This window comes from Massilia sp. Root133 (genome assembly GCF_001426525.1).
GTDB lineage: Bacteria > Pseudomonadota > Gammaproteobacteria > Burkholderiales > Burkholderiaceae_D > Telluria > Telluria orientalis.
On sequence record NZ_LMEW01000007.1, the window covers coordinates 93,455 to 114,220 of the forward strand.

Genomic DNA, 20,766 nt, shown 5'->3' on the forward strand with positions numbered 1-20,766 from the left:
TGATCGCAAACTATCTTTGCATTTTTGTCGTGCATACTTCGGAAGGCCGATAGGCACCGGCGCCGGGATGCCGTAACATGTCGGGTTCGATAACTCATCGGTTCCCCGCCGACGACGAACGATGTCCCTGTTGCCCGATTTCGAAGGTCTCGCGATGTTCGCCAAGGTGGCCGAGGAACGCTCGTTCGCCGGGGCCGCGCGTGCGCTCGGGGTGTCGGTGGCGACCGTGTCGCGGGCCGTCGCGCGGCTCGAGGAGCGGCTCGGTGCGCGGCTCTTGAACCGGACGTCGCGCCAGTTGGCGCTGACGGAATTCGGCCGCACCATCGCGGACAGCGCATTGAAGATTTATCGCGAAGCCGAAGAGGCCGAACATGCCGCGCGCGAGATGTCGGCGCGGCCGCGCGGGCTCGTGCGGCTGGCCGTGCCGATGTCGTTCGGGGTGCGCTGGGTCGCGCCGCTGATGCCCGCGTTCTTCCGTGAATACCCCGACGTGCAGATCGACCTGCACCTGTCCGATGCCACCGTCGATCTCGTGGGCCAGGGCTTCGATGCCGCCCTGCGCATCGCCGTGCTGCCCGATTCGTCGCTGGTGGCGCGCAAGCTGTGTCCGGTGGCGCAGATCATCGTCGCCTCGCCCGAGTATCTGGCAACGCGGGGAACGCCGCGGCATCCGTCCGAACTCGCGGATCATCCCTGCCTCGGCTATACCTATCGCGCGCGCATCGACGTGTGGCGCTTCACCAACGCGGACGGGGAGGAAGTCGTCATCAAGCCGGAAGGACCGCTGCGGGTGACGAATTCGGATGCGCTGCTGCCCACCGTATTGGAGGGCCTGGCGATTGCCGAGTTCCCTGAATTTATTGCGGCAGATCACGTGCGCGCCGGGCGGCTTGTCCCCATACTGGAGGGCTGGCAGATGGCGCGGGGTGGCCTGTACTTCGTCACGCCATCGGCACGCACGCGGCCGGCCAAGGTGGAAGCCCTGGCCGAGTTCTTCATGAAGCACCTGAGTGCGCCGGACTGGCGCCTCGTGTCATGACGCACTCGCAAAAAAATGCGTGATGGGGGCTGGCAAAGCGAGGCGCCAGAGTGTAACTTCTACTCTTTTCGTCTCGTAAAGTTTTACCCGCTACGTGCGATCCTTAACAAAGCTGTTCGGGTCGCATGACGGATAATAGGTATTGTTGTTTTTTCAAATTAAAGACTCGTGAGACCCATGCACACAGTTGATTTTCATCGCGACGACACCAGCGACGCACCGCCGGCTCGAGCACCTGCACGCGCTCCGGCCCTGCCCGCACCGGTGTTAAGCTGGCTGCAAAGGGTCGAGGCGGCAGCACATCCCCAGCCGAAGCTGACCGCGGAAGTCACTGACCCCAAGGCCGTCCAGTACAAATTCGTTTATGTCATGGCCCCGACCAGCGGCGGCCGCCACGTCGCGATCTGCCTGTGCAAGGCGCGCCTGCGCCCGAACGGCGACGTGGCCGCGGCCAGCCCGGTGAGCGAAGTGTTCTCGCTGCTGTCGGCGCCGCCCGCCTACCTCGAAGGCGACGACGAGGACCTGGTGCGTTTCTTCATCGCCATGCGCAGCGGCTCCAACCAGAGCACGAGCGCGACCGAGCCCAAGGGCAAGGTCGGTGCCATCCTGCTGCAGCAACTGCTCGCGCAAGGGAAACTGCTGTGGGCGAACTCGTGGTCCGACATGACCAATGGCCTGCTGTATCCGCTGCAGGCGGGGCCTGTGCGCAAGGCCAATCTCACGTGGCGCGACGAAGGCCGCGCGGCCAAGCTCGGCTGGTCGGTGGAACCGGCCAAGGGCGCGACGCACGCCGGCGCCGACCTCGTCGACTACATGCTGCCGACGGATCCGCCGTGGTACATCGACAACCTGTCGTGCGGCCCGCTGGACCTGAACCGCGGCGGCATCGACATCTCGCTGGCCGACCTGCAGGCACTCGTGTCGCAGGCGCCGGCGCTGGCCGGCAACGACAAGAAACGCGTGTCGCAACTGCTGCTGGCGCATGGCCTGCAACAGCTGATGCCGCTGCCGCAGCCGCTCACGCAGCGCATCCGCACCGACGTGAAACCGCAGCCGCACCTGCTGCTGGACGCCATCCCGCAGGCCGAGGGTAACGGCCAGCGCTGGCAGGACTTCGCCGTGCTGTCGTTCGACTACGACGGCCAGCGCATCTCGTTCGACCCGGCCCAGCGCGTCGTGCGCCAGATCGGCGACGTCACCGAAGTCATCGAGCGCGACGACGCGCTGGAAGCGGTCGCGCTGGACACCCTGAACAAGCTGGGCTTCCGCAAGCCGGCCACGACGCCGCTGTCGGCCCTGTCCGGCGCGCTGCTGCTGGACGGCCAGGCGCACTGGCTGCGCTTCGCCGAAAACGACCTCGACGCGCTGTCCGACCTCGGCTGGCACGTGCAGAAGTCGCCGAAATACCGCTACGACGTCGTGCCGGTCGAAGAGTGGTATGCCGACATCGACGAGCCGCCCGAGGCCGGCAACGCGTGGTTCGAGCTGGAGCTGGGCATCGTCGTCAACCGCAAGCGCATGCCGCTGCTGCCCGTGCTGGTGCAACTCATTCGCACGGCGCCGCTGGACTTCAATCCGGACGTGCTGGCCGCGCACGCGGAAGCCGACCAGATGCTGGCGACCCTGCCGGACGGCGTGCGCGTGGCGCTGCCGTGGGGCCGCGTGAAACCCATCCTGTCGACGCTGGGCGAGCTGTATTTCAACGACAAGATCAAGAACAAGGTCCGGCTGTCGACGCTGGATGCGGCGCGCCTGGAAGAACTCGCGAAAGGCACCGAACTGACCTGGACGGGCGGCGAGCGACTGCGCGAAACGGGCCGCAAGCTGAGCCAGTTCGGCAAGGTGAAAAAGGTCGATGCGCCGAAAGGCCTGCAGGCCACGCTGCGCGATTACCAGCTCGACGGTCTCGCATGGATGCAGTTCCTGCGCGAATACGACCTGGGCGGCATCCTCGCCGACGACATGGGTCTCGGTAAAACCGTGCAGACGATCGCCCACATCCTGACGGAAAAGGAAGCGGGCCGCCTGACGAACCCGGCGCTGGTCATCGCGCCGACGAGCCTCATGATGAACTGGATGGAAGAAGCCGCGCGCTTCGCCCCGGACCTGAAGGTGCTGCTGTTGCAGGGCAAGGAGCGCATGGATCTGTTCGACCAGATCGATGGCGCCGACATCGTGCTGACGACGTACGCGCTGCTGCCGCGCGACGAGGAAAAGCTGCGCGAGCACGAGTACCACCTCGTGATCCTGGACGAATCGCACTACATCAAGAACACGCGCTCGAAGGCGGCGCAGACGGCCGGCTCGCTGAACGCGCGCCACCGCCTGTGCCTGTCCGGCACGCCGCTGGAAAACCACCTGGGCGAGCTGTGGTCGCAATTCCACTTCCTGCTGCCGGGCCTGCTCGGCGACGAGAAGACCTTCAATACGCAGTTCCGTCACCCGATCGAGCGCCAGGACGACCCGGTGCGCCGCATGCTGCTGAACCGCCGCATCAAGCCGTTCCTGCTGCGCCGCACGAAGGACCACGTGGCGAAAGAGCTGCCGGAAAAGACGGAGATGATCCGCCGCATCGAGATCACGGGCCCGCAGCGCGACCTGTACGAGACCGTGCGCCTGGCGATGGACAAGAAGGTGCGCGACGAGATCGACCGCAAGGGCGTGGCGCGCAGCCAGATCGTCATCCTGGAAGCGCTGCTGAAACTGCGCCAGGTCTGCTGCGACCCGCGTCTGGTGAAGGCGATGCCGGGCAAGAAGAACACGGCGGCCGTGTCGGCCAAGCTCATCGACCTGATGCAGATGGTCGACGACCTGCTGGGAGAAGGCCGCAAGATCCTCGTGTTCTCGCAGTTCACGAGCATGCTGGGCCTCATCGAAGAAGAACTCGATGCGCGCAAGATCCCGTACGCGATTCTCACCGGCGAGACGCGCGACCGTTCCGCGCAGGTGGCGGCATTCCAGCAGGGCGCCGTGCCGATCTTCCTGATCAGCCTCAAGGCCGGCGGCGTGGGCCTGAACCTGACCGCGGCCGACACGGTCATCCACTACGACCCGTGGTGGAACCCGGCGGCCGAGAACCAGGCGACGGACCGTGCATGGCGCATCGGGCAGGACAAACCGGTGTTCGTCTACAAGCTCATCGCGAAGGGCACGCTGGAAGAAAAGATCCAGCTGCTGCAGCAAAAGAAATCCGAGCTGGCGGCGTCGATCCTGGCCGAAGGCGAATCGCAGAAGATGGCGCTCACGCAGGAAGACCTGCAGGCGATCTTCGCGCCGCTGGACGAGTAAACGCGGCAGCGTCGTGGTCAAGAGGGCAAGCCTGTGCGGCTTGCCCTTTTTATTTGCGCATGCATATATTGCTTATCTTCGTATTCTGCGTGTTTGACGCAACGGCGGCCCCAGGTTATCTATGCAAAGCGTTATATCGGGCACTATACTTATTGTCTGGAATCATTCTCATTAAGGCCATCATGACGCGCAGCGCATCCGTCTCGGCGGACATCTCCACGGCGGACGCCTTTCGCACGATTGCCGAACTGGGCGGTGACCTGGCCTTCATCCTCGATTGCACCACCGGTGTGCCGGCGTATGTCAGCCCCGGCGTCGACGACATGCTCGGCTATTCCATCGCCGACATCCGCGCGCAGATGGACAAGGGCGGCGACGGCCCGCTGGCGGCCTTGTGCGCCGGCCTGCCGGAGCGGCTGCGCCGGTTTGCCGCCGGCGACGGCTCGCGCCTGCGCGTGATGCGCGAGTTCGACCTGCGCCGGCCGGATGGGAGCGAGGTGGCCGTCGAGGTGATTTCGACCCTGGCGCTGGACGACGCCGGCCAGCCGCGGGCGCTGCTGGGCCTCGTGCGCGACGTGTCCGCGCGGCGCGAGCGGGAGCGCGAGAGAAAGCGGTTTGCCAGCATGCTGAACCATGAATTCCGCACGCCGCTGTCGACGATCGACGGCGCGATCCAGCGCCTCGAAGCACTGGGCACGAAGGCGGATGAGGCGACGCGCGAGCGCTACCGCAAGATCGCCACCGCGACGGACCGCCTGATCGCGATGCTGGACGACTATCTGTCCCCCGAGCGCATGGCCGCGCTCGGCAGCCAGCGCCGCGAGAACAAGGTGGGGCCGAAGCTGCTGCTGGAAGAACTGGTGGCACAGGCGCGCGCGGCCGGACGTCCCGTGACCCTGCAAGCCAGCGACCTGCCGGCCGCGCTGCGAGGCGAACCGTCCGGCCTGCGCCTGGCGCTCAAGGTGTTATTGGACAATGCGCTGCGCTATACACCGGCCGGCACCGCGCTGCACGTGGCGGGACGGCGGGTCGACGGCGGCGTCGAGCTGGCGCTGCGCGACGAGGGACATGGCGTGCCGGCGGACGACGTCGCACGCATCTTCGACAAGGGTTACCGCGGCGCGAATGTCGAGGGTGTCGCGGGCAGCGGGCTCGGACTGTACATGGCGCGCTCCGTGGTGGAAGTGCACGGCGGTAGTTTGACATATGCATGTCCTCCAGAGGGCGGCGCCGAGTTCAGACTATGGCTGCCGGCACAGGCGAGCGGGGCAAAAAGTCTTGCTTCCGGAATGACCAGCAGTGATAATCGGCATGGCGACCGGGGTTAGCCGCCCGACAACGAAGCCGGGAATACGAAACAAGGAATTGGCAAAACCCATGACGCAAATATTGATTGTTGAAGACAATGGCGAATACGCAGGCGATATGGCCGATTTCCTCAAGGAACTCGGCCACGACGTCACGATCGCGACCACCGCCAGCGATATGTGGGCCGCGCTGACGCGCACGCCGGCGGCCGTGGTCGTGCTCGACCTGGGCCTGCCCGACGAGGACGGCTTCAACGTGATTCCACGAATGCGCCAGCTGTATCCCGAGATCGGGCTGCTGGTGCTGACGGGCCGCGTGGCCTTCGACAACCGCATCCTCGGCCTGCGCCTCGGCGCCGACCACTATCTCACCAAGCCGATCAAGTTCCCGGAACTGGCCGCCCACATCGAGGCGCTGGACCGCCGCGTGCGGCCGTCGTCCGAGCCGGCGCCCGCGCCGAGCAAGTGGACCCTGCGCGTCTCGGCCCGCCAGCTCGAGCTGATGGGCAAGGTGATCGACCTGACGGAAAAAGAGTGCAACTTCCTGCACCTGCTGACCATCAACACCCGGCCCGTCCCACGCCAGGTGATCGTGGCCGGCATGGGTGGCGACGATCCGGATGCCAGCCGCCGCGTCGACATGCTCGTCTACCGCCTGCGCAAGAAGGCCCGCACCGGCCTCGGCCAGGATCTGCCGCTGCGCAGCGCCTATGGCGAGGGCTACAGCCTGTCCGCCGGGTTCACGCTGGCCTGATTAATTGGGGACAGAGCGGGGCGATTGCGTTAGAATGACGCCATGGCCCGCCAACCCCGACTGATCCTGCCGAACCAGCCGCATCTGATCATCCAGCGCGGCAACGACAACCAACTGATCTTCCGCGACGACGAAGACCACCGCCGCTTCCTGGAATGGCTGCGCGAGAGCGCGAAGTTCTACCGCGTGGCCATCCACGCGTACGTCCTGATGCCGAACCACCTGCATGTGCTGGCGACGCCGTCCGACGAGGACGGCCTGGCGGCGATGATGCAGAAGGTGGGGCGGTTATACGTTCCCTGGTTCAACAACAAATACGGCCGCTCCGGCACCCTGTTCCAGGGCCGCTTCCGCACGTCCGTGATCGACCCGGACGCGTATTTCCTCGCCTGTATCCGCTACATCGAATTGAACCCGCTGCGCAGCCAGCTGGCGTTCGATCCGCTCGACTATCCGTGGTCGAGCTACGCGCATCACGCCGGCGTGCGGCCAGATCCGCTCATTACCGACCACGCCAAGTACTGGGAACTCGGCAATACGCCGTTCCAGCGCGAAGCGGCGTTCATCGAGCTGGCGCAGCAGGGCATGTCGGGGCAGGAACTGGACACGATCAATGCGGCGGTGCTGAAGGGGGCGCCGCTCGGGACGCATGCGTTCAAGGTCGAGCTGGAGCACAAGACCAAGCGGCAGATCCTGCCGGCGAAGCGGGGGAGGCCGTTCAAGGTCAAGGCTGCGGAATAGATTTGTGCGCAGCGTCATTGCAACAAATACAGAGGGGAGGCCATTGCCTCCCTTTTTTTATGCCCGTCATTCCCGCGCAAGCGGGAATCCATACTGAATATCTAAGGCCAGCTCAGCATGGGTTCCCGCTTCCGCGGGAACGACGGTTTTTCGTATAACTATATGATTTTATTAATGGAATAAGCGAACTGAACAATTTTGCTCACTATGTCCCCATTTAATTTGCGACCAAAAAACTCGGCATTTAATTCGACTCCGACCCTAATTATTGCTATTGATGTTTACCGAAGTCTGCTCTATCCTCGGCCTTCAATATCTTCAAAATGCTGCGGAGCCCCCATGATTGCCCAAGGTTTGTACGATCCCGCCAATGAACACGACGCCTGTGGCGTCGGTTTCGTCGCCCATATCAAGGGCAACAAGAGCCACTCCATTATTGAACAGGGTCTGCTGATCCTGAAAAACCTGGACCACCGGGGCGCCGTCGGTGCCGATGCCCTGATGGGCGACGGTGCCGGTATCCTGATCCAGATCCCTGACCAGTTCTACCGCGACGAGATGGCCAAGCAGGGCATCGAACTGCCGCCGCCGGGCGAATATGGCGTCGGCATGATCTTCCTGCCGAAGGAACACGCTTCGCGCATCGCCTGCGAACAGGAAATCGAGCGCGCCGTGCGCGCCGAAGGCCAGGTCGTGCTGGGCTGGCGCAACGTGCCGGTGGACGACACGATGCCGATGTCGCCGACCGTCCGCACGAAAGAGCCGGTGATCCGCCAGATCTTCATCGGCCGCGGCCCGGACGTGATGGTCACGGACGCGCTCGAGCGCAAGCTGTACGTCATCCGCAAATCGTCGGGCCACGCGATCCAGGCCCTGAAACTCATCCACGGCAAGGAATTCTTCGTGCCGTCGATGTCCGCCCGTACCGTCGTCTACAAGGGCCTGCTGCTGGCGGACCAGGTCGGCGTGTACTACAAGGACCTGCAGGACCCGCGCTGCGTCTCCGCGCTGGCCATGGTGCACCAGCGCTTCTCGACGAACACGTTCCCGGAGTGGCCGCTGGCCCACCCGTACCGCCTGCTGGCGCACAACGGCGAGATCAACACCGTCAAGGGCAACTTCAACTGGACCCGCGCCCGCGAAGGCGTCATGAAGTCGGCCGTGCTGGGCGACGACCTGCAGAAACTGTTCCCGCTGATCTATGAAGGCCAGTCGGACACCGCCTGCTTCGACAACGCGCTCGAACTGCTGGTCATGGCCGGCTACCCGATCGCCCAGGCGATGATGATGATGATCCCGGAAGCCTGGGAAAACCACGCGACGATGGACGAGAACCGCCGCGCGTTCTACGAATACCACGCCGCGATGATGGAACCGTGGGACGGCCCGGCCGCCATGGCCTTCACCGACGGCCGCCACATCGGCGGTACGCTGGACCGCAACGGCCTGCGTCCGGCCCGCTACATCGTCACGGACGACGACCTGGTCGTCATGGCCTCGGAATCGGGCACGCTGCCGATCCCGGAATCGCGCATCGTCAAGAAATGGCGTCTGCAGCCGGGCAAGATGTTCCTCATCGACCTGGAAGCCGGCCGCATCATCGACGACAAGGAACTGAAGGACACCTACTCGAACGCCAAGCCCTATAAAGCATGGATCAAGTCGGTGCGCATCAAGCTCAACGAAATCAAGCTGTCGGAAAGCCAGCTGTCGCAGAACCGTGCCAAGGATGCGCAAGGCGAGAAAGCCGCTATTTCTCTGCTGGACCGCCAGCAGGCATTCGGCTACACCCAGGAAGACCTGAAGTTCCTGATGGCCCCGATGGCCGTGCTGGGCGAAGAAGCCACCGGCTCGATGGGTAACGACTCGCCGCTGGCCGTCATGTCGAACAAGCTGAAGCCGCTGTACTCGTACTTCAAGCAGCTGTTCGCCCAGGTCACGAACCCGCCGATCGACCCGATCCGCGAAGCGATGGTGATGTCGCTCGTGTCGTTCATCGGTCCGAAGCCGAACCTGCTGGACACGAACAACGTCAACCCGCCGATGCGCCTCGAAGTGTCGCAGCCGGTGATCGGGTTCGACGACATGGCCCGCCTGCGCAGCATCAGCCTGCACACCGGCGGCAAGTTCAAGTCGTATGAACTGAACATCTGCTATCCGGTCTCGTGGGGCAAGGAAGGCATCGAAGCGTCGCTGGCCTCGCTGTGCGCGGAAGCCGTCGATGCCGTCAAGTCGGGCCACAACATCCTGATCGTCTCGGACCGCAACGTCAACGCCGACCAGGTCGCGATCCCCGCGCTGCTGGCGACGTCCGCGATCCACCAGCACCTCGTCCAGCGCGGCCTGCGCGCATCGACGGGCCTCGTCGTGGAAACCGGCTCGTGCCGCGAGACGCACCACTTCGCCCTGCTGGCCGGCTATGGCGCGGAAGCCGTGCACCCGTACCTGGCGCTGGAAACGCTGGTCGACCTGGCGCACACGCTGCCGCACGAGATGGCTGCAGATAAAGCCATCTACAACTACACCAAGGCAGTCGGCAAGGGCCTCATGAAGGTCATGTCGAAGATGGGCATCTCGACCTACATGTCGTACTGCGGCGCCCAGATCTTCGAAGCCATCGGCCTGAACAAGTCGCTGGTCGACAAGTACTTCCGCGGCACGTCGTCGACGGTGGAAGGCATCGGCCTGTTCGAAGTGGCCGAGGAAGCCCTGCGCCTGCACGGCCTGGCCTTCGGCAAGGATCCCCTGCTGGCCAACGCGCTGGACGTCGGCGGCGAATACGCCTACCGCGTGCGCGGCGAAGACCACCTGTGGACGCCGGACGCGATCGCCAAGCTGCAGCACTCGACCCGTGCCAACAACTACAGCACGTATAAAGAGTACGCGCAGCTCATCAACGACCAGACCCGCCGTCACCTGACCCTGCGCGGCCTGTTCGAATTCAAGATCGATCCGACCAAGGCGATCCCGCTGGACGAAGTCGAGCCGGCAAAAGAGATCGTCAAGCGCTTCGCCACCGGCGCGATGTCGCTGGGCTCGATCTCGACCGAAGCCCACGCCACGCTGGCCATCGCCATGAACCGTATCGGCGGCAAGTCGAACACGGGCGAAGGCGGTGAAGATCCGGCGCGCTACATGGGCGAGTTCAAGGGCATCAAGATCGCCAAGGGCGAGACCCTGGCCTCGATCCTGGGCAAGGACCGCGTCGTCGCCGACATCCCGCTGGTCGAAGGCGATTCGCTGCGTTCGAAGATCAAGCAGGTGGCATCGGGCCGCTTCGGTGTGACCGCCGAATACCTGGCGTCCGCCGACCAGATCCAGATCAAGATGGCGCAGGGCGCCAAGCCGGGCGAAGGCGGCCAGCTGCCGGGCCACAAAGTGTCCGAGTACATCGCGTCGCTGCGCTTCTCGGTGCCGGGCGTGGGCCTGATCTCGCCGCCGCCGCACCACGACATCTACTCGATCGAAGACCTGGCGCAGCTGATCCACGACCTGAAAAACGTGAACCCGCACGCGTCGATCTCCGTGAAGCTGGTGTCGGAAGTCGGTATCGGTACGGTCGCCGCCGGTGTGTCGAAGGCGAAGGCCGACCACGTCGTCGTCGCCGGCCATGACGGCGGTACGGGCGCATCGCCGCTGTCGTCGGTCAAGCACGCCGGCACGCCGTGGGAACTGGGCCTCGCCGAGACCCAGCAGACCCTCGTGCTGAACGGCCTGCGCAGCCGTATCCGCGTCCAGGCCGACGGCCAGATGCGTACCGGCCGCGACGTCGTCATCGCCGCCCTGCTGGGCGCGGACGAAGTGGGCTTCGCGACGGCACCGCTGGTCGTCGAAGGCTGCATCATGATGCGTAAGTGCCACCTGAACACCTGCCCGGTGGGCGTGGCCACGCAGGATCCGGAACTGCGCGCCAAGTTCTCGGGCAAGCCGGAACACGTCGTGAACTACTTCTTCTTCGTCGCCGAAGAAGCGCGCCAGATCATGGCCCAGCTGGGCATCCGCACGTTCGACGAACTGATCGGCCGTTCCGACCTGCTGGACAAGTCGAAGGCCGTCGGCCACTGGAAGGCACAGGGCCTGGACTTCTCGAACATCTTCTACCAGCCGAAGGTCGACGACAAACGCCAGCTGCTGCACTCGGACGGCCAGGACCACGGCCTGGACAAGGCCCTGGACCACAAGCTGATCGCACAGGCCAAGGCCGCGCTGGAGAAAGGCGAGCGCGTCTCGTTCATCTCGCCGGTGAAGAACGTCAACCGCACGGTCGGCGCGATGCTGTCGGGCGAAGTCGCCAAGCGCTACGGCCATGCCGGCCTGCCGGACGACACGATCCACATCCAGCTGCAGGGCACCGCGGGCCAGTCGGCCGGCGCGTTCCTGGCACACGGCATCACGCTGGACCTGGTCGGCGAAGGTAACGACTACGTCGGTAAAGGCCTGTCGGGCGGCCGCATCATCGTGCGTCCGAACACGGAGTTCCGCGGCTGGGCCGTCGACAACATCATCGTCGGCAACACGGTGCTGTACGGCGCGATCGCCGGTGAAGCGTTCCTGAACGGCGTGGCCGGCGAGCGTTTCGCGGTGCGTAACTCGGGTGCGACCGCGATCGTCGAAGGCGTGGGCGACCACGGTTGCGAATACATGACCGGCGGTACCGTCGTCGTGCTGGGCGACACCGGCCGCAACTTCGCGGCGGGCATGTCGGGTGGCGTGGCGTATGTCTACGATCCGAAGGGCGACTTCGAGCAGAAGTGCAACACCGCGATGGTGGCACTGGAGAGCGTGCAGTCGACCAAGGAACAGAGCGACAAGGCCAGCTGGCATGCACAGACCCGCAACGGCGAGCGCGAGTCGGACGAAGCGATCCTGAAGCGCCTGATCGAGCGTCACTTCAAGCACACGGGTTCGACCCGTGCGCGCAACCTGCTGGACGACTGGGCCAACAGCCGCAGCAAGTTCGTCAAGGTCTTCCCGACCGAGTACAAGCGCGCACTGGAAGAGATGCACAACAGCAGCATGGAAGAAGCCAACGACAAGATCGAACTGGCTGCCTGATGCTGCAAGGGCCGCGTGCCTGTTGAACTTGGGCCCCCGCCTGCGCGGGGGCGACGGAACAACCGTTAGCAGTGAAACGTCGTCCCCGCGAAGGCGGGGATCCAAGCTTAGCAGCCGAAGTCGCGTGGCCCGCATCTCCTCGAACCGAACAGAACACGACATACCAAGGAATACAAATGGGTAAGATCACCGGCTTCATGGAATTTCAGCGCCAGGAAGAAGACCACCTGGAACCCGCTGCCCGTCTCAAGAATTACAAGGAATTTTCGATCACCCTGACCGACGCGCAAGCGAAGGTGCAAGGTGCGCGCTGCATGGATTGCGGCATCCCGTTCTGCAACACCGGCTGCCCCGTCAACAACCAGATCCCCGACTGGAACGACCTGGTTTACCACGGCAACTACCGCTACGCCGTCGACAACCTTCACTCGACGAACAACTTCCCGGAATTCACGGGCCGCATCTGCCCGGCGCCGTGCGAAGCCGCCTGCACGCTGGGCATCAACAATGAGCCGGTCGGCATCAAGTCGATCGAGCGCAAGATCGCCGACGCCGGCTGGGAACACGGCTGGATCGTCCCGCAACCGGCCGCCGTCAAGACCGGCAAGAAGGTCGCGATCATCGGTTCCGGCCCCGCAGGCCTGGCCGCGGCCCAGCAGCTGGGCCGCGCCGGTCACGACGTGACGGTGTTCGAGAAGAACGACCGCGTCGGCGGCCTGCTGCGCTACGGCATCCCCGACTTCAAGATGGAGAAAGACCTGATCGACCGTCGCGTCGAACAGATGAAGGCCGAAGGCGTCACCTTCCGTACGTCGACCCTGATCGGCAAGGATTTCCCGACCACCGTCAGCAACATGGCGCGCGACACCATCTTCCCGGAAGACCTGGTGAAGGATTACGACGCCGTGATCATGGCCGGCGGCGCCGAGGCACCGCGTGACCTGCCGGTCCCGGGCCGCGACCTGAAGGGCGTGCACTTCGCGATGGACTTCCTGCCGCAGCAGAACCGCGTCAACGCCGGCGACAAAGTCAAGGACCAGATCAAGGCCACGGGCAAGCACGTGATCGTGATCGGCGGCGGCGATACCGGCTCCGACTGCGTGGGCACGTCGAACCGCCACGGCGCCGCATCGGTGACCCAGTTCGAACTGATGCCGATGCCGCCGGAACAGGAAAACAAGCCGCTCGTGTGGCCGTACTGGCCGACCAAGCTGCGCACCTCGTCGTCGCACGAAGAAGGCTGCGAGCGCGACTTCGCCGTCGCCACCAAGCGCTTCGAAGGCAAGGGCGGTAAAGTGGAAAAAATCATCGCCTGCCGCGTCGAGTGGAAAGACGGCAAGATGACGGAAGTGGCCAACTCGGAATTCGAACTGAAGGCCGACCTCGTGCTGCTGGCCATGGGTTTCGTCTCGCCGGTGCAGCAGGTGCTGGACGCGTTCGGCGTGCAAAAGGATGCCCGCGGCAACGCGCGCGCCACGACCGATGGCGATGTCTGCTACCAGACGTCGGTGCCGAAAGTCTTCACCGCCGGCGATATGCGCCGCGGCCAGTCCCTCGTCGTGTGGGCGATCCGCGAAGGCCGCCAGTGCGCGCGCGCCGTCGATGAATTCCTGATGGGTTCGTCGGTACTGCCGCGCTGATCTGCCAGCGCCTGTTTGGATGAACGGCCCGGGTGTGCAGCCCGGGCCGTTTTTTTTACGCGAACTGCTAGCATGCAGATTCTGACAATCACGGAGAACAATATGGAGATCGGCTACGTCGGCCTGGGCGGCATGGGACATGCCATGGCAAGCAACCTCATTAGTAAGGGCCATACGCTCCGCGTGTGGAACCGCTCGCCCGGCAAGGCGGCCGACCTCGTCGCCCAGGGCGCCACGCTGGTCGAGCATCCGGGCCAGGCCGCGGCCGGCGACGGCGTCGTGTTCACGATGGTGGCCGATGACGCGGCGCTGGAGCAGGTCGTCGGCGGGCCGGACGGCATCGCGGCAAAACTGGGTCCGGGCGGCATCCACGTGTCGATGAGCACGGTGTCGCCGGAGACGACGCAGCGCATCGCCGCCCTGCACGCCGAACGCGGCGCCGCCTTCGTCGCCGCCCCCGTGTTCGGCCGCCCGACCGCCGCGGCCGCCGCCATGCTGTTCATCCTGGTCGCGGGTGAAGCCGGCGCGCGCGACAAGATCATGCCGCTGCTGGAAACGATGGGCCAGCGCGTGTTCCCGCTGGGCGACGACCCCGTCGCCGCCAGCATCGTCAAGCTGAGTGGTAACTTCATGATCATGGGCGTCATCGAGGCGATGGCGGAAGCGGCGACCCTGTGCGAGAAATACGGCGTCGAGCGCTCGGCCATGATGGACGTGATGACCCAATCGATCTTCGCCACGCCGCTGTACGTCAATTACGGCAAGCTGATCGCGCAGCACGACTACGCCAACCCCGGCTTCAAGCTGTCGCTGGGTTTCAAGGATGCGGATCTCGTGATGGCGGCCGCGCGCAAGGCCCACGTGCCGATGCCGCTGGCCAGCATGATGCACGACCGCTTCCTGTCCGCGCTGGCGAAGGACCGCGGCGAGCTCGACTGGACTGCGGCGGCGCTGAACGTGTCGGAAGACGCCGGTCTGCGAAGCTGATCACTCGTGCGGCGTGGTGGCACCCGGCTCAATGACGAGCAGGCCGCCGTCCAGCCGCGCTGTCGTGCCGAGATCGCGGCACAGCGCCTGCATGCGCGTATAGATCCAGGTGCGTTGCGTGTGGTCGGCCGGCAACGCGCGGCCGTGGCGGATGAACACCGGGTGCAGCACGATGCGGCGCAGCGCGTCCTCGCCCAGGTGCACCTCGAACAGCAGTTGATGGTCGTTGCGCAGGTCCGCGTCGACGGCGTAGTCGTCGACGAGGTCGCCAGTCGCGTACAGGATCGGCCAGCCCCGGTACAGCTCGATGCCGTGGAAGATGTGCGCGCTGTGGCCGTAGACGATCTTCCAGCCGACGTCGATCGCGGCGTGCGCGAGGCGGCGCAGGTGCGGTGCGGGCGCCGTCACCCTGTTCGGACCCCAGTGCAGCGACAACACCGGCCAGCGCACGCCGGCCGCGCGCAGGGGCGCGAGCGCGCGGGCGAAGGCGTCGGTGGCGGCCGTCTCGTCGTGCAGGCCGAGCCAGGCGATGCCGGGGTGATCGTCCGTCGCGGCGAAATCGGCCTGGTGGTCGCAGAATGCCGCCATCCCGACCAGCACCTCGCCGCACGCCACGACGGCCGGAGACAGCGCCCATGCGAGGTCCGGGCCGGCGCCGGTGTGGGCGATGCCGTGTGCGTCCAGCGTGCGCAGCGTGTCGGCCAGGCCTTGCGCGTCGTAGTCGAGGCTGTGGTTGTTCGCGAGGCTCACCATGCGGATGCCGGCATCGGCCAGCGCCTGGCCGGCCGCCGGCGGCGCGGCGAAATAAAAGACCTTGGGGACGCCGTGCCAGCGCTCCAGGCTGTCAGTGAGTGCACACTCAAGGTTGACGATGGCCGCGTCGGCCGCACGCAGCAACGGAGAGACGGCTTCCAGTGGTGCGTGGATGCCGTCGCGCAGCATGACGTCGCGGACGTGGCGGCCCAGCATGACGTCGCCGCCGAACACGAGGCGCAGGTCAGGGCTCATGGGTGAAGTAAGTCGTGAACCATTCGGCTGCCAGCCACGCCACCTCTTCCAGCGTGCCAGGTTCCTCGAACAAATGCGTCGCACCGGGTACGAGCGCCAGCCGTTTTACGCAGCCCAGCTCGCCATAGGCCTGCCGGTTCAGCGCGATGACGGGTTCGTCGGCACCGCCCACGATGAGGAGTGTCGGCGCCTCGACGGCGCGCAGGGCGTCGCTGCCGGCGAGATCCGGCCGCCCGCCGCGCGACACGACGGCCGCGATGGGCACCGCCGGGTCGGCCGCCAGCTGCAGCGCGGCGGCCGCGCCCGTGCTGGCGCCGAACAGGCCCAGCGGCAACGGGGCCGTCGCGTCCTGCGCGCCCAGCCAGCTTGCTGCCGCGCGCAGGCGGCCCGTCAGCAGGGAGATATCGAATCGGTTATGGTATTGACGGTCTTCGTGCGGCGTGAGCAGGTCCAGCAACAGCGTACCGATGCCGGCGTCGCGCAGCACGTGCGCCACGTGGTTGTTGCGCGGGCTCAAACGGCTGCTTCCGCTGCCGTGCGCGAACAGCACGACCCCGGAGGGAGTGTCGGGCAGCTCGAGCATGCCTTCCATCGTCGCCGCGCCGCTGTCGATGTGGACCAGGGCTTTTGTCATGATCGTTAGACCATCTGGCAGGGGCAAAGATTCGGCATCCGATTGTTAAATGGGGAGTGACCGAAAGTCCGGCATTTGCCCGTTCCCAACGTCCGGGACAGGACGTCGGATCGCGATGTAGTGGATCTTCAGGATGTCCCCGTAAAAGGGTTTCTTTCAGGCATTTGTAAAGATTGTTTACTGATGTGAAACAATGTGTTGTATGCATAAGTTATTAAAAACAAGCACTTAGGTTCTAAAATAGCTGACTCGTGATTTAGTAATGTTGTAATATCACGTCGATAACATGCCAGGAATTGGGCCGTGTCCTGCAGGCCTTGCCGTTTCTGCACTACAATACGAGATTCTCCAAATACCAATATCCACTGTGTCCAACCTCGTCGAAATTCGCGATCTGCATTTTTCGTATGGCGATCGCCCGATCCTGCAGAACCTGAGCATGGACTTCCCGCGCGGCAAGCTGATTGCCGTGATGGGCGGCTCCGGCTCGGGCAAGACGACGGTCCTGCGCCTGATCGGCGGCCAGATCAAGCCGCAGCGCGGCACCGTCGCCGTGAATGGCGAGGTGGTGAGCCAGCTCGACACCGAAGGCCTGTACAGGTTGCGGCGCAAGATGGGCATGCTGTTCCAGTTCGGCGCGCTGTTCACCGACCTGACCGTGTTCGAGAACGTGGCCTTTCCGCTGCGCGAGCACACGGAACTGCCGGAAGAACTGATCCGCGACCTGGTGCTGATGCGCCTGAATGCCGTCGGCCTGCGCAATGCCGCGGACCTGAAGCCGAACGAGATCTCGGGCGGCATGGCGCGCCGCGTGGCGCTCGCCCGTGCCGTCGCGCTCGACCCGGCGCTGGTCATGTACGACGAACCGTTCGCCGGCCTCGATCCGATCTCGATGGGCGTGACCGCCAACCTGATCCGCAACCTGAACGATGCGCTCGGCTCGACGTCCATCCTCGTCTCGCACGACGTGAACGAAACTTTCTTGATCGCCGATTACGTGTATTTCCTGTCCGCGGGCCGGATCGTCGCCTCGGGCACGCCGGACGAGATGCGCCGCTCGACCGATCCGTACGTCAAACAATTCGTGAACGCCGAGCCGGACGGCCCCGTGCCGTTCCACTATCCCGGCAAATCGCTGGCCGAGGACCTGGGCCTGGGAGGCAAGCGATGACCAATCCTCTCGCACTCATCGGGGGCTTCGTCCTCGACACTTTCGCCCGCGTCGGCTTCGTCACGCGTTCGTTCGGCGGCCTGCTCGGCAAGGCCCCGGGCGCGCTGCGCCGTCCGACCCTGATCTCGGAACAGGTCCACTTCATCGGCAATTACTCCTTGCTGATCATCACCGTGTCCGGCCTGTTCGTCGGCATGGTGCTAGGTCTGCAGGGCTATTACACGCTGAGCCAGTTCGGCGCCGAGGAAAAGCTGGGCCAGCTGGTGGCGCTGTCGCTGCTGCGCGAGCTGGGCCCGGTCGTGACGGCGCTGCTGTTCGCGGGCCGTGCCGGTACGTCCCTCACGGCGGAAATCGGCCTCATGAAGGCCGGCGAGCAACTGACCGCGATGGAAATGATGGCCGTCAACCCGATCCAGCGCGTGCTGGCGCCCCGGTTCTGGGCGGGCCTGATCGCCATGCCGGTGCTGGCGGCCGTGTTCTCCGCCATCGGCGTGGTCGGCGGCTATCTGGTCGGCGTGCAGCTGATCGGCGTGGACGAAGGCGCGTTCTGGTCGCAGATGCAGGCGAACATCGACGTGCGCCGCGACATCATGAATGGTGTCATCAAGAGCTTTGTATTCGGCATGGCCGTGACGTTCACGGCCCTGTTCCAGGGCTATGAAGCGCAGCCGACGCCGGAAGGCGTGTCGCGCGCCACCACGCGCACCGTCGTGATCGCGTCGCTGATGGTGCTGGCGCTGGACTTCGTCATGACCGCCTTGATGTTCAACAAGTAATCTGAAGAGTTGGGAAAAACTTATGCATCGTAAATCCATTGACGTCTGGGTCGGCCTTTTTGTCCTGTTGGGTGCGTTAGCGCTCCTTTTCCTGGCACTCAAGGCCGGTAACATGAGCACGATTTCGTTCAGCAAGACGTACGCCATCACGGGCAAGTTCGACAACATCGGCGGCCTGAAGCCGCAATCGCCCGTCAAGAGCGCGGGCGTGGTCGTGGGCCGCGTGGGCGACATTGCGTTCGACGATAAAAGTTTCCAGGCCATCGTCCGCCTCGATCTGAATCCTGCTTACAAGTTCCCGAAGGACAGCTCTCTGAAGATCCTGACCTCGGGCCTGCTCGGTGAGCAATACATCGGCATCGAGGCCGGTGGCGACATGAACAATCTCGTCGAAGGCGACCGCATCACCCGTACGCAATCGGCCGCAGTGCTCGAAGACTTGATTAATCAATTTATCTATAGCAAGGCAGCCGAAGGAAAGGACAGTAGCAAATGACGAACCGCAATGACTCCGCCTCGCCGCGTACCCGCACTGGCCTGGCGCTGACACTCGGTGCAGCCGTATTGCTGAGTGGCTGTGCGACGACCGCCAACCCGAAAGACCCGTTCGAGAAGTTCAACCGGGCCATGTTCAGCTTCAACGACACGGTCGACCGCGTCGCCCTGAAGCCGGCCGCCACCGCCTACAAGAACGTCACGCCGACCTTCGTGCAAACGGGCGTGAACAATTTCTTCGGTAACTTGACCGATTTGTGGAGCTCGCTGAACAATTTTGCCCAGCTGAAAGGGCAAGACGGCTTGAACGATTTCATGCGTTTTGCCGTGAACTCCACGCTGGGTCTCGCCGGCGTGCTGGACATCGCCACCCCGGCCGGCATGCGCAAGCATAACGAGGACTTCGGCCAGACCCTCGGATATTGGGGCGTGCCGAGCGGTCCCTACTTGATGTTGCCGCTGCTGGGCCCATCTACGATCCGTGACACCGCGACCTTGCCCGCCGACTGGTGGGGCGATGCGTGGACCCACGTGAACGATGTGCCGTGGCGCACCAGTGGCATCGTCCTGCGCGCGGTCGACCAGCGTGCCAGCGTGCTGGACGCGTCGAACCTGCTGGAAGACGCCGCCCTCGACCGTTACGAATTCATCCGTGACGGCTACATGCAGCGTCGCAACAGCAAGGTGCTCGACACGGACAAGGCGCAGGAACGCGCCGACAAGGTCCACGAAAAACTGGAAAAGGTCCAGGAAAAGGTCGAATCGAAGCTGGGCGTGAAACTGGGCCCGAAACCGGTGCCCGAAGATGGCGCGGAAGAGCCCGCAGCGGCGCCCGTGTCATCCGAACCGGCCAGCAAATAGTTAACGACGGTACAGCCAGGCCGTCCGCGCAGCACGCGGGACCGCTTGGCCAGACCCAACCAAATTAAAGGAAGCGTATGAAGCCCATCGCAAAACTGATCGTGACCGCCGCCGCCGTGGCCATGTCCACCGCCGTTCTCGTCGCGCCGGCCCGCGCCGCCGTCGAGGCACCGGATGCCCTCGTGAAACGCGTCTCCACCGACGTCATCGATAGCGTCAAGGCCGACAAGGACATCCAGGCCGGCAACAGCAGGAAAATCATGGATCTGGTCAACAGCAAGATCCTGCCGTACGTCGATTCCGACAAGATGACGGCCCAGGCCGCCGGCCGCTTCTGGCGCCAGGCGACGCCGGAGCAGCAAAAGCAGCTGGCGGCCGAGTTCCGCACGCTGCTCGTGTACACCTATGCCGGTGCGCTGTCGCAGATCAAGAACGAAACCATCGAGTTCAAGCCGTTCCGCGCCGACCCGGCCGACACGGAAGTCGAGGTGAAATCGCAGGTCAACCTGACCCGCGGCGAGCCGATCACCCTGAACTACCGCCTGGCCAAGGGCCCGCAGGGCTGGAAGATCTTCGACCTGAACGTGCTGGGCGCGTGGCTGGTGGAAACCTACAAGAGCACCTTCGCGTCGGAAATCGGCAAGAACGGCATCGACGGCCTGATCAAGAAGCTGCACGACCGCAACGAGCAGCTGGCCAACAAGCCGCTGACCAAGTCCGCGCAGAAGTAAGCATGGCGGAAGCGAATCCCATGCTCTCGCTGGAAGCCCTGACGTTCGACAACGCGCAAGCGGCGTTGGCGCGGGGCTGTGCGGCCGTGTCCGCCGGCGAAACCGAGTTCGACCTCGGCGGCGTCAAGGCCGCCGACTCCTCGGCCCTGGCCCTGATGCTGGCCTGGCAGCGCCGCGCGCAGGGACTGGGGCGCAGCCTGAAGTTCATCAATGTGCCGGCCAACGTCGATGCGTTGGCAAAGTTATACGGCGTCGACGGGTTGTTGGGCCGCGCGTAAC

Annotated in this window: 16 protein-coding genes; 14 read left to right on the forward strand and 2 right to left on the reverse strand. The window is 64.6% G+C overall.

The features are described from left to right. Nucleotides 1–121 precede the first annotated feature (121 nt). The 8 genes from ASD28_RS07915 to ASD28_RS07950 all read left to right on the forward strand — a co-directional run bounded on the left by ASD28_RS07915 (nucleotide 122) and on the right by ASD28_RS07950 (nucleotide 14,811). Nucleotides 122–1,039 carry a LysR family transcriptional regulator gene (locus ASD28_RS07915; protein ID WP_056126090.1) on the forward strand — a complete coding sequence of 306 codons (918 nt, stop codon included), beginning with the start codon at nucleotides 122–124 and terminating at the stop codon, nucleotides 1,037–1,039. Between the two features lie 177 nt (nucleotides 1,040–1,216). Next, nucleotides 1,217–4,327, forward strand: a complete 3,111-nt coding sequence (locus tag ASD28_RS07920) for a DEAD/DEAH box helicase (RefSeq protein ID WP_056126092.1) — start codon at nucleotides 1,217–1,219, stop codon at nucleotides 4,325–4,327. Nucleotides 4,328–4,509: 182 nt separating this feature from the next. After that, nucleotides 4,510–5,655 (forward strand): PAS domain-containing sensor histidine kinase, encoded by a 1,146-nt coding sequence (locus ASD28_RS07925; RefSeq protein WP_056126094.1) that lies wholly within the window; start codon nucleotides 4,510–4,512, stop codon nucleotides 5,653–5,655. Nucleotides 5,656–5,704: 49 nt separating this feature from the next. Then, nucleotides 5,705–6,388 carry a response regulator transcription factor gene (locus ASD28_RS07930; protein WP_056126096.1) on the forward strand — a complete coding sequence of 228 codons (684 nt, stop codon included), beginning with the start codon at nucleotides 5,705–5,707 and terminating at the stop codon, nucleotides 6,386–6,388. Between the two features lie 42 nt (nucleotides 6,389–6,430). Next, nucleotides 6,431–7,129 (forward strand): transposase, encoded by a 699-nt coding sequence (locus ASD28_RS07935; protein WP_056126098.1) that lies wholly within the window; start codon nucleotides 6,431–6,433, stop codon nucleotides 7,127–7,129. A gap of 339 nt (nucleotides 7,130–7,468) precedes the next feature. Then, on the forward strand, nucleotides 7,469–12,184 hold the full coding sequence (locus tag ASD28_RS07940) for a glutamate synthase-related protein (protein WP_056126101.1): 4,716 nt from the start codon (nucleotides 7,469–7,471) through the stop codon (nucleotides 12,182–12,184). A 176-nt stretch (nucleotides 12,185–12,360) separates the two neighbouring features. After that, complete coding sequence (locus ASD28_RS07945; protein ID WP_056126103.1) at nucleotides 12,361–13,824, forward strand: glutamate synthase subunit beta; 1,464 nt, start codon at nucleotides 12,361–12,363, stop codon at nucleotides 13,822–13,824. A gap of 72 nt (nucleotides 13,825–13,896) precedes the next feature. Beyond that, nucleotides 13,897–14,811: an NAD(P)-dependent oxidoreductase gene (locus ASD28_RS07950; RefSeq protein WP_056126105.1), complete on the forward strand. Its 915-nt coding sequence runs from the start codon at nucleotides 13,897–13,899 to the stop codon at nucleotides 14,809–14,811. Here ASD28_RS07950 and ASD28_RS07955 read toward each other — a convergent pair whose 3' ends face one another. Next, nucleotides 14,812–15,819 (reverse strand): CapA family protein, encoded by a 1,008-nt coding sequence (locus ASD28_RS07955; protein ID WP_056126107.1) that lies wholly within the window; start codon nucleotides 15,817–15,819, stop codon nucleotides 14,812–14,814. It lies immediately after the preceding gene. Then, the gene (locus tag ASD28_RS07960; protein ID WP_056126109.1) at nucleotides 15,809–16,453 is read right to left on the reverse strand and encodes a dienelactone hydrolase family protein; all 645 of its coding nucleotides are present in this window, start codon (nucleotides 16,451–16,453) and stop codon (nucleotides 15,809–15,811) included. The genes ASD28_RS07955 and ASD28_RS07960 overlap by 11 nt, the downstream gene beginning before the upstream one ends. A 367-nt stretch (nucleotides 16,454–16,820) precedes the next feature. On the opposite strand from ASD28_RS07960, the gene ASD28_RS07965 reads away from it, so the two are divergent. The 6 genes from ASD28_RS07965 (at nucleotide 16,821) to ASD28_RS07990 (ending at nucleotide 20,765) form a co-directional block, all read left to right on the forward strand. Next, on the forward strand, nucleotides 16,821–17,624 hold the full coding sequence (locus ASD28_RS07965) for an ABC transporter ATP-binding protein (protein WP_056126111.1): 804 nt from the start codon (nucleotides 16,821–16,823) through the stop codon (nucleotides 17,622–17,624). Further along, a complete protein-coding gene (gene mlaE / locus ASD28_RS07970) occupies nucleotides 17,621–18,400 on the forward strand; it encodes a lipid asymmetry maintenance ABC transporter permease subunit MlaE (RefSeq protein ID WP_056126113.1) in 780 nt (259 codons plus the stop codon). The genes ASD28_RS07965 and mlaE overlap by 4 nt, the downstream gene beginning before the upstream one ends. Nucleotides 18,401–18,422: 22 nt before the next feature. Continuing rightward, entirely contained in the window at nucleotides 18,423–18,896 is a 474-nt protein-coding gene (gene mlaD, locus ASD28_RS07975) for an outer membrane lipid asymmetry maintenance protein MlaD (protein WP_056126115.1), read from the forward strand. Further along, complete coding sequence (locus ASD28_RS07980; RefSeq protein WP_082577524.1) at nucleotides 18,893–19,756, forward strand: VacJ family lipoprotein; 864 nt, start codon at nucleotides 18,893–18,895, stop codon at nucleotides 19,754–19,756. Before mlaD ends, ASD28_RS07980 begins: the two co-directional genes overlap by 4 nt. A gap of 77 nt (nucleotides 19,757–19,833) precedes the next feature. Beyond that, nucleotides 19,834–20,487 (forward strand): phospholipid-binding protein MlaC, encoded by a 654-nt coding sequence (locus ASD28_RS07985; protein ID WP_056126118.1) that lies wholly within the window; start codon nucleotides 19,834–19,836, stop codon nucleotides 20,485–20,487. A gap of 2 nt (nucleotides 20,488–20,489) precedes the next feature. Continuing rightward, a complete protein-coding gene (locus ASD28_RS07990; protein ID WP_056126120.1) occupies nucleotides 20,490–20,765 on the forward strand; it encodes a lipid asymmetry maintenance protein MlaB in 276 nt (91 codons plus the stop codon). Nucleotide 20,766: the final 1 nt, after the last annotated feature.